Source organism: Sulfitobacter indolifex (assembly GCF_022788655.1).
Classification (GTDB): domain Bacteria; phylum Pseudomonadota; class Alphaproteobacteria; order Rhodobacterales; family Rhodobacteraceae; genus Sulfitobacter; species Sulfitobacter indolifex.
This window is the reverse complement of record NZ_CP084951.1, coordinates 2449616-2464739: the sequence shown is the minus strand read 5'-3', so window position 1 is coordinate 2464739 and position 15124 is coordinate 2449616. Positions and strand designations below refer to the sequence as shown.

At 59.1% G+C, this 15124-nt stretch carries 17 protein-coding genes and 2 tRNA genes; 9 read left to right on the top strand and 10 right to left on the bottom strand.

Annotated elements, in window-relative coordinates:
- The first annotated feature begins 15 nt into the window (after positions 1-15).
- The 4 genes from trpB to DSM14862_RS12065 all read left to right on the top strand — a co-directional run bounded on the left by trpB (position 16) and on the right by DSM14862_RS12065 (position 2994).
- A complete protein-coding gene (trpB, locus tag DSM14862_RS12080; RefSeq protein WP_007117531.1) occupies positions 16-1248 on the top strand; it encodes a tryptophan synthase subunit beta in 1233 nt (410 codons plus the stop codon).
- 434 nt (positions 1249-1682) lie between these two features.
- The gene (locus DSM14862_RS12075; protein ID WP_007117530.1) at positions 1683-1949 is read left to right on the top strand and encodes a hypothetical protein; all 267 of its coding nucleotides are present in this window, start codon (positions 1683-1685) and stop codon (positions 1947-1949) included.
- A gap of 41 nt (positions 1950-1990) precedes the next feature.
- A complete protein-coding gene (locus tag DSM14862_RS12070; RefSeq protein ID WP_007117529.1) occupies positions 1991-2257 on the top strand; it encodes a hypothetical protein in 267 nt (88 codons plus the stop codon).
- 203 nt (positions 2258-2460) lie between these two features.
- Positions 2461-2994, top strand: coding sequence for a helix-turn-helix transcriptional regulator (locus DSM14862_RS12065; RefSeq protein WP_007117528.1), 534 nt, complete (start codon positions 2461-2463; stop codon positions 2992-2994).
- A gap of 15 nt (positions 2995-3009) precedes the next feature.
- Here the strand turns inward: DSM14862_RS12065 and DSM14862_RS12060 are convergent, their stop codons facing one another.
- From DSM14862_RS12060 to trpA, 8 genes are all read right to left on the bottom strand, one after another.
- Entirely contained in the window at positions 3010-3588 is a 579-nt protein-coding gene (locus tag DSM14862_RS12060; RefSeq protein WP_007117527.1) for a DUF4893 domain-containing protein, read from the bottom strand.
- Positions 3589-3590: 2 nt separating this feature from the next.
- Positions 3591-3974, bottom strand: coding sequence for a DUF2237 family protein (locus tag DSM14862_RS12055; protein ID WP_007117526.1), 384 nt, complete (start codon positions 3972-3974; stop codon positions 3591-3593).
- Positions 3975-3990: 16 nt separating this feature from the next.
- Positions 3991-5166 (bottom strand): serine hydrolase domain-containing protein, encoded by a 1176-nt coding sequence (locus DSM14862_RS12050; protein WP_007117525.1) that lies wholly within the window; start codon positions 5164-5166, stop codon positions 3991-3993.
- A gap of 78 nt (positions 5167-5244) precedes the next feature.
- Positions 5245-5952 (bottom strand): aminoacyl-tRNA hydrolase, encoded by a 708-nt coding sequence (gene pth, locus DSM14862_RS12045; protein WP_007117524.1) that lies wholly within the window; start codon positions 5950-5952, stop codon positions 5245-5247.
- Positions 5953-6135: 183 nt separating this feature from the next.
- A complete protein-coding gene (locus DSM14862_RS12040) occupies positions 6136-6792 on the bottom strand; it encodes a 50S ribosomal protein L25/general stress protein Ctc (protein ID WP_007117523.1) in 657 nt (218 codons plus the stop codon).
- A 113-nt stretch (positions 6793-6905) separates the two neighbouring features.
- Entirely contained in the window at positions 6906-7526 is a 621-nt protein-coding gene (locus DSM14862_RS12035) for a hypothetical protein (RefSeq protein ID WP_007117522.1), read from the bottom strand.
- Complete coding sequence (locus tag DSM14862_RS12030) at positions 7520-8710, bottom strand: alpha-hydroxy acid oxidase (RefSeq protein ID WP_007117521.1); 1191 nt, start codon at positions 8708-8710, stop codon at positions 7520-7522. Before DSM14862_RS12030 ends, DSM14862_RS12035 begins: the two co-directional genes overlap by 7 nt.
- A gap of 138 nt (positions 8711-8848) precedes the next feature.
- Positions 8849-9640, bottom strand: coding sequence for a tryptophan synthase subunit alpha (gene trpA, locus DSM14862_RS12025; RefSeq protein ID WP_007117520.1), 792 nt, complete (start codon positions 9638-9640; stop codon positions 8849-8851).
- A 154-nt stretch (positions 9641-9794) separates the two neighbouring features.
- Between trpA and DSM14862_RS12020 the strand changes: the two genes are divergently transcribed.
- Positions 9795-9986, top strand: coding sequence for a hypothetical protein (locus tag DSM14862_RS12020; RefSeq protein ID WP_007117519.1), 192 nt, complete (start codon positions 9795-9797; stop codon positions 9984-9986).
- Between the two features lie 59 nt (positions 9987-10045).
- Complete coding sequence (gene ychF, locus DSM14862_RS12015) at positions 10046-11143, top strand: redox-regulated ATPase YchF (protein ID WP_007117518.1); 1098 nt, start codon at positions 10046-10048, stop codon at positions 11141-11143.
- A gap of 91 nt (positions 11144-11234) precedes the next feature.
- Here the strand turns inward: ychF and DSM14862_RS12010 are convergent, their stop codons facing one another.
- Positions 11235-11531, bottom strand: coding sequence for a hypothetical protein (locus DSM14862_RS12010; protein ID WP_007117517.1), 297 nt, complete (start codon positions 11529-11531; stop codon positions 11235-11237).
- Between the two features lie 434 nt (positions 11532-11965).
- Here DSM14862_RS12010 and DSM14862_RS12005 point away from each other — a divergent pair.
- Positions 11966-12055, top strand: a tRNA-Ser gene (locus tag DSM14862_RS12005).
- Positions 12056-12665: 610 nt separating this feature from the next.
- Positions 12666-14252 carry a gamma-glutamyltransferase family protein gene (locus DSM14862_RS12000; protein WP_007117516.1) on the top strand — a complete coding sequence of 529 codons (1587 nt, stop codon included), beginning with the start codon at positions 12666-12668 and terminating at the stop codon, positions 14250-14252.
- A gap of 68 nt (positions 14253-14320) precedes the next feature.
- Here DSM14862_RS12000 and DSM14862_RS11995 read toward each other — a convergent pair whose 3' ends face one another.
- Positions 14321-14710 carry a DoxX family protein gene (locus tag DSM14862_RS11995; RefSeq protein WP_007117515.1) on the bottom strand — a complete coding sequence of 130 codons (390 nt, stop codon included), beginning with the start codon at positions 14708-14710 and terminating at the stop codon, positions 14321-14323.
- Positions 14711-14986: 276 nt separating this feature from the next.
- On the opposite strand from DSM14862_RS11995, the gene DSM14862_RS11990 reads away from it, so the two are divergent.
- Positions 14987-15061, top strand: a tRNA-Asn gene (locus DSM14862_RS11990).
- The last annotated feature ends 63 nt before the right edge of the window (positions 15062-15124 follow it).

The window sequence follows — 15124 nt, the reverse complement described above, 5'->3', positions numbered from 1 at the left end:
TCTAGGAGAGGCGCAATGGCCAACGATCTTTTCAACAGCTTCATGACCGGCCCCGACGAACAGGGCCGTTTCGGCGATTTCGGCGGGCGCTTTGTCTCAGAAACGCTGATGCCGCTCATTCTTGAGCTGGAAGAGCAATATGAGAAGGCTAAGATCGACGATAGTTTCTGGGCCGAGATGCATGATCTGTGGACCCACTACGTTGGCCGCCCCAGCCCGCTTTATCACGCCGAACGGCTGACCGAGCATCTGGGTGGTGCGAAGGTCTATATGAAGCGCGACGAATTGAACCATACCGGCGCGCATAAGATCAACAACGTGCTGGGCCAGATCATTTTGGCGCGGCGCATGGGCAAGAAACGCATCATCGCGGAAACCGGGGCGGGCCAGCACGGGGTCGCCACGGCGACGGTCTGTGCCAAGTTCGGGCTGAAATGCGTGGTCTATATGGGCGCGCATGATGTTGAGCGTCAGGCGCCCAATGTTTTCCGCATGCGCCTGCTGGGTGCCGAAGTCGTGCCTGTGACCTCTGGTCGTGGCACGCTGAAAGACGCGATGAACGACGCGCTGCGCGACTGGGTGACCAATGTGCGCGACACCTTCTATTGCATCGGCACCGTGGCCGGGCCGCACCCCTATCCTGCGATGGTCCGCGATTTTCAAAGCATCATCGGCAAGGAAGTCCGCGAGCAGATGCAGGAGGCCGAGGGCCGTCTGCCCGACACGCTGATCGCCGCTATTGGTGGTGGGTCCAACGCCATGGGTCTGTTCTATCCGTTCCTTGACGACAAATCGGTCAACATCATTGGCGTCGAAGCGGGCGGCAAAGGCGTTAACGAAAAGATGGAGCATTGCGCGTCGCTGACTGGCGGTCGCCCCGGCGTGCTGCACGGCAATCGCACCTATCTGTTGCAGGACGACGATGGGCAGATCCTTGAAGGGTTCTCAATCTCGGCGGGGCTCGACTATCCCGGCATCGGGCCAGAACATTCGTGGCTGCATGACATTGGCCGCGCGAAATATGTCTCGATTACCGACCGTGAGGCGCTGGAAGCGTTCCAGCTGTCCTGTGCGCTTGAAGGGATCATCCCGGCGCTGGAGCCCAGCCACGCGCTGGCGCATGTGATGAAGATCGCGCCTGAACTGCCGAAAGACCACCTGCTGGTGATGAACATGTGTGGCCGGGGCGACAAGGACATCTTTACCGTCGCCCGCGCGCTGGATTTCGACATGGGTGAATTCGCCTAAATCAGCACCGAATCTAAGCCGATCTTGACGGGCCTGCGTGAGAACGCGGGCCCGTTTTGCGTTTGGCGTCACAAAGTTTGCGATTTGCGCATAAACTTTGGGCAGGGGGCGAAGTTCTTTCAAGAAAAAGCACGAAAAAACTTTCCCAAAGGGAAAAGACCGGCTAGCCTTCGTTTACCGACAGCGCGCCTGCCGGCGAAACGTGGTTTCGCCCTTACAGGCTTGACGCTAAGGCAATCTCCCTTCGCTTTTTGCCCTTCGGCTGCCCCATAAACCAAGGTTTATGACGCTCTTCCAGGGGTTTAGATCGGTCGATTTAAACCCCGGGTCGATAGCCAATACCCCCTCGAATGCCCTTTTCCATGTCATCCCGACGATGCCGCATCGCTACTGAGCGGCTCGCAACTCACCCCGGGAATGAAAAGGAACACGATATGAAAAAGACACTCGCAACCGCCGCACTGATCCTTGCAACAGCAGGCACCGCTGCTTTCGCTCAAGGCATGGAAGGCCAGCGCATCGGCTATAACGACAAAGCTGACAATGGCGTCTCCTACTCCAGCCGCAGCGAAACCGTGGATGAGACCAAACTCGAAGTCTTCAAACACGGCATCCTGCGCGCCGAAGACCTGTCGGACATCACGATCACCGTCTTCCCAACCGAGCAGAGCGATGAGTCTGTGAACCGCTTCCCGCGCTAATCGCGGACCAAACCCAACTTTCCCCCCGAAAGGACACGACAATGAAAAAGACACTCGTAACAACCGCCCTGATCCTTGCTACAGCAGGTTCCGCCGCTTTCGCACAGGGCATGGAAGGCCAGCAAATCGGCTATAACGACAAAGCAGAAACAGGCGTTTCCTACTCCAGCCGCAACGACGCGGTCGACAGTGTGAAACTGGACATCTTCAACAGCGGCACCTTCCGCGCCGAAGACACATCCGACGTCACCATCACCGTCTTCCCTGCCGCGCAAGATGCTGCAGAAGTGAACAGCTTCCCGCGCTAAGCTAAGGCCCGTCGCCTGCTAAGGCGTTGCGCTAAAAGACTCTTCCGGCCAGAACCGCAACCTCAAACTGGCCTCAAGAACACGCACTCGCCCTTCGGGGCGGGTGCCAAATCACTAAGGGTTGATCATGGCGCATGGCCGCCATCCCTTGCACTTCGGTGTGCCGCGGTTAGATACGGCGGACATCAAGGCAAGGCTTCACCATGAATAATAAGAAAAAGATCGCGCTGTGGGTTATCGCCGCACTACAGTTCAACGCCACTGTGTATTTCGTGCTCGTTTTTGCACTGGAAGGGCGCGGCGTGACTCTATTTGGGACTCCGCTCGCTGATATTGGACCGAACAAGGGGATCCAAGTTTTGGGTCTGATCCTTGGGGTCGTACTGGGCTGGATGGCCCTTCGGATGAGCCTCCAACGCGCGGAAAAAGCAGAGACGGCGTTGCGCCATTGTACGGTGGAATTCGCTGATGTGCTCGAAGAACACTTTCGCGAATGGCACCTCACCCCGGCCGAACGGGATGTGGCGATTTTCTTGACTAAGGGTTTGAATACACGCGACATTGCTGAGATGCGCGGCACTTCCGAAGGGACCGTGAAGGCACAGACCAATGCGATTTATCGCAAGGCGGGCGTGACCGGGCGAACCCAGCTTTTGAGTACATTTATCGAAGATCTGATGGACGATGCGCTGATGCCGCGTCCCAAGTCGAAACTACAACTCTGCCACGCGGCCTAAGGGCGGCGTGGCGCCTTAGCGCGTCAGTTCCAGAATATCGAAATCGCTTTCCACAGCCGGTGACGGAAACAGCAGCCGGGCCCGTGTCGGACTGATCCGCTGGAAGACCGCCACGTCACTTTGCACCTTACCGCCAGAGGTGAAATCCGCTGGCAGATCGGCATAGTCGGGCGGTGTTTCGCCCCGGACATAGCCCACGCCCGCATAGACAGCGCGGCCATCGCGCAGGGTGATCTCCCCCCGCGTCAGCTGTGATCCGGTGAGCTTTTCAAAGGCAAAACCGCGGTCGGTCGCGGTAAAGCGGCATTTGAAGGGGGAGTAGGCCACCAGCGGGCTGACCCCGCCCAGCTTGATCGTGCGGCATGACCAGTCGCCCTGCAAATCGGCGGAGAAGGCCACCTGAGGCTGGCCTGAAAGGGCGCGGGTTAGGGCGGCGACATCCCCAGATTCACCCGCGGCGAGCGCTTGCATCGCGGCATTCCCAAAGGCGGCATCGAGGTTTTCCAGCCGCGCGCTGTCTGCAGGGCGCAGGATGGGTTCGGCCCAAGCGGTGGCAGGCAGAAGCAGCAGGAGGGGCAGGAGGCGTAGGCGCATGGTTATCCGTCACTCAGGTCTATGGCGTGGGTTTGCAGCACCGCCAGCGGCACGATATCAAGCGCGCGTTGGTGGGTCGCGGCAAGATGGACCTGCGGGGCGCACCCCTCATCCGCAGCCTGCAGGAATCGCGCCGCGCAAAGGCACCATGGATCACCCGGCTTTAGCCCCGCAAAGCCAAACTCAGGGCGCGGGGTGCTAAGGTCATTGCCGACGTATTTCGAATAGGCCAGAAACTCTGCCGTCATCACCGCGCAGACCGTGTGGCTGCCCTGATCATGTGCGCAGGTGTTGCAATGCCCATCGCGGAAGAAGCCCGTGACCGGGTCGGTCCCGCAGATGGCAAGCGGCTGGTTTAAAACGTTGATGCTGCTGTCGGGTGTCATGTCTTCCCCTTGTGCCTTATGTCCCGCCTGAGACTGAGGTAGCGATCTCGCGGAAAATCTCAATGTTCTGGTCCGATACGCCGGCCTCCCGGAACTTGCGGTCGGCGGCGTTGGTGGCGATGACCACATCACGCGCCGTGTCGACATAGATGTACTGGCCATAGATGCCGCGCGCCATATATTCCCCGTCTGCCGCGCCCACGGGGATCCACCATTGGTAGCCGTATCCGATCTGGCCGTCGGCGGTGGGGGCGGTGGGGCTGGTCGAGGCTTGCACCCAGGCTTCGGGCACGACCTGCTGGCCGTTCCATTGCCCGCCTTGGGCGTACATCTGGCCAAAACGGGCATAGTCGCGCGTGGTCATGTTAAGACCGCCCAACACAAAGGCGGTGCTTGAGCCGTCGACGATGTAATAGGGCGCATATTCCAGCCCCAAAGGCGCGATGACCTTTTCGCTCAGCAACTCAGGAATACCGCGCCCCGTGGCGCCGCGCACCACCATGCCGATGACATGGGTGTCGATCGAGACATACTGCCACTGGCTGCCCGGCTCGGTGAAAGTCTCGGTCAGCTCGGCGGTGAAATCGTCCAGCCTGCCCCCCAAGGCCACGACCCGGCCCATGCGGTTGATGTCCGAATCGTAGTCGAGATAGTCTTCGTCGAAGGTGACGCCGCTGGCCATATGCAGCACGTTGCGTAAGCTCGCCCCGTCATAGGCGCTGCCTTTGAGGGTTGGGGCGTATTTGGTCACTTGGTCATCAAGGGACGCAATTTTGCCTTCGTCCAGCAAGATACCCACCAAAGCGGAGAGATAGCTTTTTGCCACGGACCAGCTAATGCGGCGGTCCTCAGGTCCGGTGCCTTGGAAGTAGTTTTCATAGACGATTGCGCCGTCTTTTAACACAACGAGCGAGGTCACGTCGCGGGCAGCGATCCAGTTGTCGACTGTCTCGGGCAGTTCGGTTTCAGGGCCGTAGGGCAGTTCGCTGGTCAGCCCGTCGCCGCGCGAGACGGGTGCATAAAGGAAGGCACCATCCATATGGCTGAAGTTGTGCACGATCTTCTCTTCCGAGAAGAGAGAGTTCACCGCCAGAAGCCGCGCAATCTCTTCGCGTTTCCAAAGTCCGATGACGACCGCTGCCACCAAAAGCGCCAGCAAGACCCGGCCCAGCCATTTTCCGAATGTTCGCATGATGTCCCCCCTGTTGGGTTTTAGTGAACCACGGCACAGGGGCGGGGGCCAGCCCGACATTGCGTCAGGCTGATTTGCTCAGCGGAAGCGGTCCATCAGTTTTTGCAGGGGCGATTGGGCTTCCGCCTCCGGCTTAGATGCGGCGGGAGTGGCGGGGGCGGATTGCGGTTTTGCATCTGCGGGTTTTTTGGGCCCCTTGCTGCCGGTGCCTGAGCGCGGCGGGGCCACGCGCAGGGCCACGGCATTCATGAACCGCCCGGTGTCGCCCCGCGCCAGGTCAGCGGCGCCGTCGGAAATGCCCCGCAGCACATCGTCCAGCCAGCCCTCATCAGCCTTGGGGAAATCGCGCAATACATAGCCCGCCACCGCGTCTTTATGGCCGGGGTGACCGATGCCGAGGCGTACGCGATCATACTCCGCCCCGATATGCGCGTGGATTGAGCGCAGGCCGTTATGACCTGCATGGCCGCCGCCCGTCTTGCATTTCACCTTGCCCGGCGCGAGGTCCAACTCATCGTGGAAGACGATCACATCGCTCGCGTCGATCTTGTAGAACTTCATCGCGACCTGCACCGATTGGCCGGAGTTGTTCATAAAGGTCTCGGGCTTGAGCAGCACCGCCCGGTCAGAACCAAAGCGCCCCTCGCTCACGCTTCCCTGAAACTTGCCCTTCCACGGGGCAAAACCGTGATCCTCCGCGATACGGTCGAGCGCCATGAAGCCGATGTTGTGGCGGTTGCGGGCGTATTTCGCGCCCGGATTGCCGAGGCCGACGATCAGTTTCATGGCGGGTCTCCTGTGGTTCGGTGCAGTTTAGCAAGCGGGGCAGGGGGATGGAATGGCCTGCCGTGCATCGGAATATTTTGAAAATTCCGTAGTGATTTCTTTCAAAGAAATTGCCCGCCCCCCATACGCAAAACGGGGCCGCGTGATGCGACCCCGTTCCAGCAATGCCTTGCGGCAGATTGCTTATTCTTCACCGTCGGGCGGACCCATTTCGGTGGTTGGCACTTCGTCAACCGGAGTGTCGTCTTCGTCGTCATCCGCCGCGGACAGACCGGCAGGTGCCGAAACCGTCGCGATAACAAAGTCGCGGTCGATTGTGGGCTTGGCGCCTTCGGGCAGGTCGACGCGGCTGATGGTTGCGCTGTCGCCGATCTCAAGACCGGTGACGTCCACGGTCACGAACTCAGGGATGTCCGCAGCAGTCACGACCAGTTCAACTTCCGGACGAACCAGAGTGAGCACGCCACCCTTTTTCAGGCCGGGGCATTCTTCTTCGCCTTTAACTTCGACGTTGATGAACAGGTTGATCTTGGTGGTCCGCTTCAGGCGCATCAGGTCGATGTGCGTGGGCAGGTCTTTGACAACATGGCGCTGAACGTCGCGGCAGATCACACGAACGTCGTCGTGGCCTTCAACCTTGAGGTTGAACAAGGTCGCTTTAAAGCGGCCCTGACGCAGGCGGGTCAGCAGCTTGTTGAACGGGATATTGATCGGCAGCGGCTCGTTGTCACCACCAAATACGATACCAGGAACCATGCCGTCACGACGTGCTTGACGAGCGGCGCCCTTGCCTGTCCCCGTACGTACCTGGGCTTCAAGATCAGGAATCTCTCCGGCCATTTTAGTCTCCAATTTATTAGGGCGGGAATCCTCCAAGGCTGTATTCCCGCGTGAAGCCGCGCGTATAGACCGGTTTTGCTTGGCTGGAAAGGGCAAAAGGGCCGGGTGCCGGGCTATTCCTGCGGTGTATGCAGGTAGCCTTCGGCTGCCATCAGCCGGTCATAGAGGGCGAATTCCTTGGCCCGCGCGGCGCGCAGCCGTGCTTCTACCTCAGAGGAAAGCGGCGCAGGCACATCGGGAGAGACATTTTTGGGCTTCAGTTTGATTTCACGGCCCAAACGATCCGCTAGAAAATCGCGGAAGGCAGGTTGGCTTTCATAGGCAAAGAGGTGCTGCACCAACAGGTCGCCTTGGCCTGAGGTGAGAAAGGAGAATTGGCTGCCGATCTGCGCGCGGGGCGGGGGCGCGTCAGAGATCACCTCGAGCGCGAACTGCTCGAAGGTCAAGCCCTTGGTGCTAAGCGCTTTGCCATCCAGTCGCGGCTGGCTGCGATACCGATACCAACTGCGAATTTGCTCAATAGGGTCGCGCATCACCGCCAGCGGCTCGGGTGAGGCCGAGAAGGTATCCTGCAAGAACGGCAGCACACGTTTTTTATAACGCAGGGCCGTGAGGTGCTTGCGATTGCGCGAAAAAACGATTTCTGCCGCAGGCTTTAGCGCCATTTCCACGGCCGTTGTCCCGGTTTTGGGCGTGGCGAGAAAGGTCAGCTCGCGGCTGAGAAAGATCAGCATTTGGCCGGATCACGCGGCCATTCCTGCCAATCGCCACCAAAATTGCGGGGGATCAATAGGTTGTGCCGCCCAAGGTTGGCCACTTGCGTCTCGCCGCAAAGCGCCATGGTCAGGTCCAATTCGCGGTGTATCACCTCTAGCGCGCGGGTCACGCCCTGTTGGCCCATCGCGCCCAGCCCGTAGATAAAGGCACGCCCGATGTAGGTGCCTTTCGCGCCCATCGCCATGGCTTTGAGCACGTCCTGACCCGAACGGATGCCGCCATCGAGATGCACTTCGATCTGATCGCCCACCGCGTCGAGAATTTCGGGTAGCATTCGGATTGAACTGAGCGCGCCATCCAATTGGCGGCCGCCGTGGTTGGAGACGATAATCGCATCGGCCCCGACTTTCAGCGCCATCCGTGCATCTTCGGCATCCAAAATCCCCTTGAGGATCACTTTGCCGCCCCATTGCTCTTTGATCTTGGCAATCTTGTCCCAGTCAAGCGAGGGGTCAAACTGCTCCGCCGTCCACGCGCCGAGGTCGGCATTGTCGGTCACGCCATGCACATGGCCGACGATATTACCGAAATGCCGCCGCTTCGCGCCCAGCATTTCGATCCCCCAGCCCCATTTGGTGGCGAGGTTGGCGATTGTTTTGGCGGTCAGTTTGGGCGGGGCCGACAGACCGTTTTTCAGATCTTTGTGCCGCTGGCCAAGGATTTGCAGATCAAGCGTGATGACCAAGGCCGAGCATTTCGCATCCTTGGCGCGCTGGATCAGGCGGCTGACATAATCCTGATCGCGCATGGTATAAAGCTGGAACCAAAAGGGTTTTGTCGTCGCCTCGGCCACGTCTTCGATGGAGTTGATCGACATGGTCGAGAGCGTGAAGGGCACGCCAAAGGCTTCTGCGGCGCGGGCGGCTTTGATCTCTCCATCGGCGCATTGCATGCCCGTCAGCCCGACAGGTGCGAGGGCCACGGGCATGGCCACATCTTCGCCGATCATCTGGGTCGCGGTGCTGCGGCCCGACATGTCCACCGCCACCCGTTGGCGCAGGCGGATTTGGTCGAAGTCGCTGCTGTTCTCACGGAAAGTCTGCTCCGTCCAGCTGCCCGACTCTGCGTAATCATAGAACATCTGCGGCACGCGCCGTTTGTAGATGCGTTTGAGATCGTCGATGCTGGTGATGACGGGCATGGGCCACCTATGCTGAATGAGTTAACTTTGGGTAGCAATTGGCGAAGGGCTTGGCAATTGTGAACGGCTTACCAACGGCAAAGCCCGCGCGGCCAATCAGGCGGCGCGGGCTTTGGTTAATCTCTTTAGGGTAGTGGGTTACGCCGAATGCGCCCCGTCAGCGAGGGATTTGACGAAAGCCAACACATCCTCGGGACTGTCGCCATTGGCGATGCGGTTGACGATGGCTGAGCCGATCACCACACCGTCGGCCACTTCGGCGATGGCGCGGGCTTTTTCGGGGGTGTTCACGCCAAAGCCCACGATGACGGGCAGGCCGCTGGCCTTTTGAATGCGCTTAACCTCGGGAGAGACATCGGCGGCATTCGCCTCAGCTGAGCCGGTGATACCGGTGATTGAGACGTAATAGACAAAGCCAGAGGTGTTCTGCACCACGCGGGGCAGGCGCTTGTCGTCTGTCGTGGGCGTGGCAAGGCGGATGAAGTTCAGCCCGGCGTCCTGCGCGGGCAGGCACAGCTCGATGTCTTCTTCGGGCGGCAGGTCGACCACGATCAACCCGTCGATCCCGGCGTCTTTGGCTTCGGTTAAGAACTTCTCAACACCCATAGAATAGATCGGGTTGTAATAGCCCATCAATACGATTGGGGTCGTGTCGTCATCCTTGCGAAAGGCGCGAACCATTTCGAGCGTGCGTTTCAGCGTCATGCCTGCTGCAAGGGCGCGCTGACCGGCAAGCTGGATCGTCGGGCCGTCGGCCATTGGATCGGTGAAAGGCAGGCCCAGTTCAATGATATCCACCCCGGCGGCGGGCAAGCCGCGCACGATCTCTAGGGAGCGATCAAAATCCGGGTCACCGGCCATCACATAGGAGACAAACGCCTTTTTGCCGCGGGCGCGGAGGTCTTCGAATTTGGCGTCAATACGGGTCATGTGGCTTGCCTCATTTGGTGCTTTCCTCGGCAATGCCGAATGTGGCGGCGAAAATCAATCCGCCGCGGGGCAGGGGGCGGCAAAATTTCCCCTTTGAGGCCGCTTTGCGCGGCGCGCCCTTCCATTTTGCGCAAAGCCTCCTATCTCATGGCGCATGAATTATGTACTCGCCCTTTTTCTGCCGCCGCTGTCGATCCTGCTGATCGGACGGCCGATCCTGTCCATCGTGGTGTTCCTGATCTGGGTGCCCGCGATTATCTTCTCAGGCGGGCTGACCCATCCGATGTTCATTCTGCTCGCGTGGATCTTGATCTATCAGGCGCATCAGGACCGCCGCGCGCGCTGAGCCTTGCGCTTTGCGCCCGCTACCCCTAACACACGCGCAGCTTTTATAGGGGTATCGTCATGGGTTTCAAAATGGGCATCGTCGGTCTGCCGAACGTCGGCAAATCGACCCTTTTCAACGCGCTGACCCGCACCGCAGCGGCGCAGGCGGCGAATTTTCCGTTCTGCACCATTGAGCCCAACGTCGGCGAAGTTGCTGTGCCTGACGCGCGGCTCGACACATTGGCCGAGATCGCGAAGTCGAAAAGCATCATCCCCACGCGCATGACCTTTGTCGATATCGCCGGTCTGGTGAAAGGCGCTTCGAAAGGGGAGGGCTTGGGCAATCAGTTCCTTGCCAATATCCGCGAAGTCGATGCCATCGCCCATGTGCTGCGCTGCTTTGAAGACGGGGACGTGACCCACGTCGAAGGCCGCGTTGACCCGGTTGCCGATGCCGAAACCATCGACACCGAATTGATGCTGGCAGACATCGAAAGCATCGAGAAACGACTGCAAAACATCGTTCGCAAAGTGCGCGGCGGCGACAAGGAGGCGGTGCAGCAGGAACGTCTGATGCGCAAGGCGCTGGAAGCGCTGGAGGCTGGCAACCCCGCGCGTGTCGTCGAAGTCGACGAAGACGACGCTAAGGCATGGCGCATGCTGCAATTGCTGACCACGAAGCCGGTGCTTTACGTCTGTAACGTGGGCGAGGCCGAAGCCGCCGAAGGCAACGACCATTCCGCCAAAGTTGCTGAAATGGCCGCCGCACAGGGCAACTCCCATGTGGTGATCTCAGCCCAGATCGAAGAAGAGATCAGCCAGCTGGAGGCCGAAGAGGCCGAAATGTTCCTCGAAGAGATGGGCCTGAAGGAGGCCGGTCTCGATCGTTTGATCCGCGCAGGCTACGAGTTGCTACATCTTGAGACCTATTTCACCGTCGGCCCCAAGGAAGCGCGCGCCTGGACGATCAAAACCGGCACATCGGCACCTAAAGCAGCGGGCGTCATCCACGGTGATTTCGAGAAGGGTTTCATTCGCGCCGAAACTATCGCCTATGACGATTTCATAGGCCTCGGCGGTGAGGGACCCGCGAAAGAAGCGGGCAAGATGCGCGCCGAAGGCAAAAGCTACATCGTTAAGGATGGCGACGTGCTGCACTTTCTGTTCAACACCTGATCGCTACATTGGTAGGCCGTTTAGCGTGGCCTTAATACAAAAAGCCCGACAGTTTTGCACTGCCGGGCTTTTTTAATGGGTGGTCAACGGCTTACTTGCTGTCGTTGCCCGCGCCAAAGCCACCATAGATGTAACCTTCACCGGGGCTTCTCAGAGCGTTGCGGCTGCTCATCACGGTATCGTCGTTCTTGGTTACGTCAGCAGTGTTTAACGTGATGTCATTGGCTTTGGTCGACACGCCTGCGGGGCGCATACGGTCATTGTTGCCATAGACTTCGCCCGCGCCAGTCGAGGTGTCCAGGAAGATGTCGTTGTAGCGGGTAGAGTTGTCGGCGACGGCAGCAGTAGAAATCAATGCGGCGACGGCTGTTGTAAGAATAAGTTTCATAATGTGTTCCTTCGGGTTTTTCTAAGATCGCATCATTGCGATGTCATCGTTTGTGGTGAAGTAACGACGCCCGGATGAACAAAGTTTCGGCTCTGCAGCAAGATTGGGGAGAAGTCAGGGTGGTTAAGAGCGGCGGTGCTTCGCTGTGGTGGAAAAAATTAATTTATAACAATAGCATGATGGCAAATTAGTTTGGCTTCACAAGTCATTCACGCTCTCGTGTGAGTTACTACAGTGGCGCTGGACTTGCTAAGAAATGGTGTCGAACGGGATATCGGCGGCAACGTTTTTCTGCAGAGCAGCATTTCGGATGAAGCAGATCTGCACTCAAGGAACCGCGCCCCGGGGCCGGACAAATTAGACCTTCAGAAAATGCTAAATTTCTGGCCAATTTTGCCTTGTCTCTTCGGCGCGACCTCTCTAAACGGGTCGACGGAGACGTGGCCGAGTGGTCGAAGGCGCTCCCCTGCTAAGGGAGTAGGCCCGGAAGGGTCTCGAGGGTTCGAATCCCTTCGTCTCCGCCACCCACACCAGAAACCTCGGCCCATTGCCCCGCGTTTCGGTGTGCCTAGGCACCCATCCCAACTGACCCTCCGTACGCACCTTACGCGGAAAATTTACATCCGCGCGGCATGGTTTTGCCACCCTCCGCCTTATTCTCGGCAGATTCGTAAGCCAGCATTTAATTTATCCGGGGGGACCGAATCCTAGGCGGCAGGGGCAACAAAACGTCCTGACGCTATGCGAAAGGGAGGTTCCAGATGTTGGTTAACGTTAGAGATTGGTCTCGCATCCTTCATAATTGCATCTTCTCGGATGCCGACCAGTCGCTTTGTGCTAGGGCATGGCAGTATCGCGAAGAGAGCCGTCTTTGGGCCGCTTGGGTTGTCGTGTTTACCCCATCTCATTGCGAGCGTAGCTTCCGGCACCATCGGACGCTTCTGTATCGGAAAGCGCGTAAACGGAACGGAGAACCGAGCTAAGGTTCAGACCCCCTGAAGCTGCGATGCAATTGGCGCCTAAAATATCGTCGCCGAGCAGTTGCATGCAGATGCATTCACGTCCAGTTTGCCAGCAACGCCGCAGGCGGCCGGATTTGCCGTGCCGCTGGCCTTACCCAAGCAAAGGACAGCTATGCTTCGTCACGATCCAATCTACCCGTCCCACCGATCCCCCGTGGTTGCCGACAACGTGGTCGCGACCTCTCAGCCGCTGGCCACGCAGGCCGGTCTTATGATGATGCAGCAGGGGGGCAATGCGGTGGATGCGGCGATTGCCACCGCCGCGGCGCTGACGGTGGTGGAGCCTACGGGCAACGGGTTGGGCTCAGACGCGTTTTGCATCTTGTGGGATGGGAAGAAGCTGCACGGGCTGAACGCCTCGGGGCGCGCGCCAGCGGCTTGGTCGCCTGAGCGTTTCCCCAATGGCATGGTCGAGCATGGCTGGGACAGTGTCACCGTGCCGGGCGCGGTCAGCGCTTGGGTCGAGTTAATGGAAAAGTTCGGTAAGCTTGATCTGGCGACCGTGCTGGCCCCGGCGATACGCTATGCCGAAGAAGGTTTTCTGGTTTCGCCGACGATCGCCACGCTTTGGGCGCGCGGGGCCGAGGTCTTGGGCCAACAACCGGGCTTTGCCGAGACTTTCCTGCCAGATGGGCGTGCCCCGCGCGCGGGCGAACGGTTCCGCAATCCGGGTGCCGCACGTACCCTGCGCCTGATCGCTGAAACGAACGGGCGCGCCTTTTACGAGGGTGAAATCGCAGAAGAGATCGTCGCCCATGCAAAGGCCAATGGCGGCGCGATGACCATGGAGGACTTGGCTGCCAATACGCCCGAATGGTGTGGCACAATCAGCCAAAGCTTCGACGACGTAGAGCTGCATGAAATTCCGCCAAACGGGCAGGGGATCGCCGCATTGATGGCGCTCGGCATTCTCGAGCATAGCAAAATTCGCGATCACGGCCCCGATGATCTGATGTCTGTGCACCTGCAGATCGAGGCTTGCAAGCTAGCCTATCGCGACTTGCACGCCTATGTCGGCGACCGTCCGGCGATGACCGAGGTGGATGAAAAGGCATTGCTTGATCCTAGCTACCTCAAGTCCCGCGCGGCGCTGATCTCATCCGAAAAAGCGCAGGATTTCGGTGCCGGTGCGCCTAAGCAGGGTGGCACGGTTTTGATGAGCACGGCTGATGCGTCGGGCATGATGGTCAGCTTCATCCAGTCGAACTATGCCGGTTTTGGCTCGGGCATTGTGGTGCCGGGGACGGGCGTGTCGCTGCAGAACCGGGGATTTGGTTTTACCACTGAGGCCGGACACCAGAACATCGTTGCGGGCGGCAAGCGCCCCTTTCATACGATCATCCCCGGTTTCGCCATGAAGGACGGCCAGCCGCTGATGGCTTACGGCATGATGGGCGGGCCAATTCAGGCGCAAGGCCACATGCAACTGCTGCTGCGCACGCAGCTTTGGGGGCAAGACGTACAGGTTGCCGCCGATGCGCCGCGCTGGCGGATGCTGTCTGGGCTAGAGGTGGCCTGCGAACCGGCGATGAAGCCGGAGTTGCTGCAAGGGCTGCGCGATCTGGGCCATGTCATCCATGTCGAAGCGCCTGACAACGCTTTCGGTTTTGGCGGGGCGCAGTTGGTGCAGCGTCTGCCCGGGGGTGGATATTCCGCTGGGTCCGATCCACGTAAAGATGGGCAGGCTGCGGGCTTCTAAGCCGCACAGAATGTTCTTGAGCGATAGGCGTGGCCCCCTGACGGGCCATGCCTTTTTTTTACCGGGCCTCAGCCCTTGCTGCGCATTGCGTCGACCGACCACGGCCCCGGGCCTGCAGCGGCGAGGTAAAGGAAGGCAAAGCTATAGAGTGCCGCCAGTTCGCCGCCATTCAGCATCGGGAAGAACCCCTGCGGCATATGTGCGATGAAATAGGCCACGGCCGTCAGGCCGCTCAGGATGAAGGCCGATAGGCGCGAGAAAAGGCCGATCACCAGTAGGGCGCCAAAGATCAGCTCAATGACACCCGCGATGCCGCCCATTGACGTGATTGATGCGCCGGACATTTGGCTTGCTGGAAATCCGAGGATTTTTGTTGTGCCGTGCTGTAGCAACAGCAAGCCCGACATGATGCGGAACAACGATAGGATCTGCGGCTGGTAGGGGGTGAGAAAGGTCATAATTTTCCTTTATAGATCTTTGGGTTGCGAAAGCTGAGAAAGTATCAATCGCAGTCAGCGTGATCCGTCCAGCCCGAAGCGCGGGGAGGGGGCATTGTCACACAGCTGTGATCACGGAGTGTGCTCTACCATGCACCAGGCAAATCGATTTCGCCGGGGAATATCGATAATCGAAAAAAATTCGACATTCCTGACCAATTGCTCTTGCACACACCGGACCGCCCACGTTAAAGAGCCGCTGTCCGGTGGCGTTACTCATCAGACAGACATAGGCATTCCGGCGTAGCTCAGCGGTAGAGCAGTTGACTGTTAATCAATTGGTCGTAGGTTCGATCCCTACCGCCGGAGCCAATTTCTCCTCGACGTAGTCATATTTTCTTGACTTTTAGGGTGGTTGGCAGTTTGTGTGGTACG

What these genes read in the sequence shown, in the direction of transcription:
- trpB (WP_007117531.1), top strand. Translation starts at nt 16, where the DNA reads ATGGCCAACGATCTTTTCAACAGCTTCATGACCGGCCCCGACGAACAG.
- DSM14862_RS12075 (WP_007117530.1), top strand. Translation starts at nt 1,683, where the DNA reads ATGAAAAAGACACTCGCAACCGCCGCACTGATCCTTGCAACAGCAGGC.
- DSM14862_RS12070 (WP_007117529.1), top strand. Translation starts at nt 1,991, where the DNA reads ATGAAAAAGACACTCGTAACAACCGCCCTGATCCTTGCTACAGCAGGT.
- DSM14862_RS12065 (WP_007117528.1), top strand. Translation starts at nt 2,461, where the DNA reads ATGAATAATAAGAAAAAGATCGCGCTGTGGGTTATCGCCGCACTACAG.
- DSM14862_RS12060 (WP_007117527.1), bottom strand. Translation starts at nt 3,588, where the DNA reads ATGCGCCTACGCCTCCTGCCCCTCCTGCTGCTTCTGCCTGCCACCGCT.
- DSM14862_RS12055 (WP_007117526.1), bottom strand. Translation starts at nt 3,974, where the DNA reads ATGACACCCGACAGCAGCATCAACGTTTTAAACCAGCCGCTTGCCATC.
- DSM14862_RS12050 (WP_007117525.1), bottom strand. Translation starts at nt 5,166, where the DNA reads ATGCGAACATTCGGAAAATGGCTGGGCCGGGTCTTGCTGGCGCTTTTG.
- pth (WP_007117524.1), bottom strand. Translation starts at nt 5,952, where the DNA reads ATGAAACTGATCGTCGGCCTCGGCAATCCGGGCGCGAAATACGCCCGC.
- DSM14862_RS12040 (WP_007117523.1), bottom strand. Translation starts at nt 6,792, where the DNA reads ATGGCCGGAGAGATTCCTGATCTTGAAGCCCAGGTACGTACGGGGACA.
- DSM14862_RS12035 (WP_007117522.1), bottom strand. Translation starts at nt 7,526, where the DNA reads ATGCTGATCTTTCTCAGCCGCGAGCTGACCTTTCTCGCCACGCCCAAA.
- DSM14862_RS12030 (WP_007117521.1), bottom strand. Translation starts at nt 8,710, where the DNA reads ATGCCCGTCATCACCAGCATCGACGATCTCAAACGCATCTACAAACGG.
- trpA (WP_007117520.1), bottom strand. Translation starts at nt 9,640, where the DNA reads ATGACCCGTATTGACGCCAAATTCGAAGACCTCCGCGCCCGCGGCAAA.
- DSM14862_RS12020 (WP_007117519.1), top strand. Translation starts at nt 9,795, where the DNA reads ATGAATTATGTACTCGCCCTTTTTCTGCCGCCGCTGTCGATCCTGCTG.
- ychF (WP_007117518.1), top strand. Translation starts at nt 10,046, where the DNA reads ATGGGTTTCAAAATGGGCATCGTCGGTCTGCCGAACGTCGGCAAATCG.
- DSM14862_RS12010 (WP_007117517.1), bottom strand. Translation starts at nt 11,531, where the DNA reads ATGAAACTTATTCTTACAACAGCCGTCGCCGCATTGATTTCTACTGCT.
- DSM14862_RS12000 (WP_007117516.1), top strand. Translation starts at nt 12,666, where the DNA reads ATGCTTCGTCACGATCCAATCTACCCGTCCCACCGATCCCCCGTGGTT.
- DSM14862_RS11995 (WP_007117515.1), bottom strand. Translation starts at nt 14,710, where the DNA reads ATGACCTTTCTCACCCCCTACCAGCCGCAGATCCTATCGTTGTTCCGC.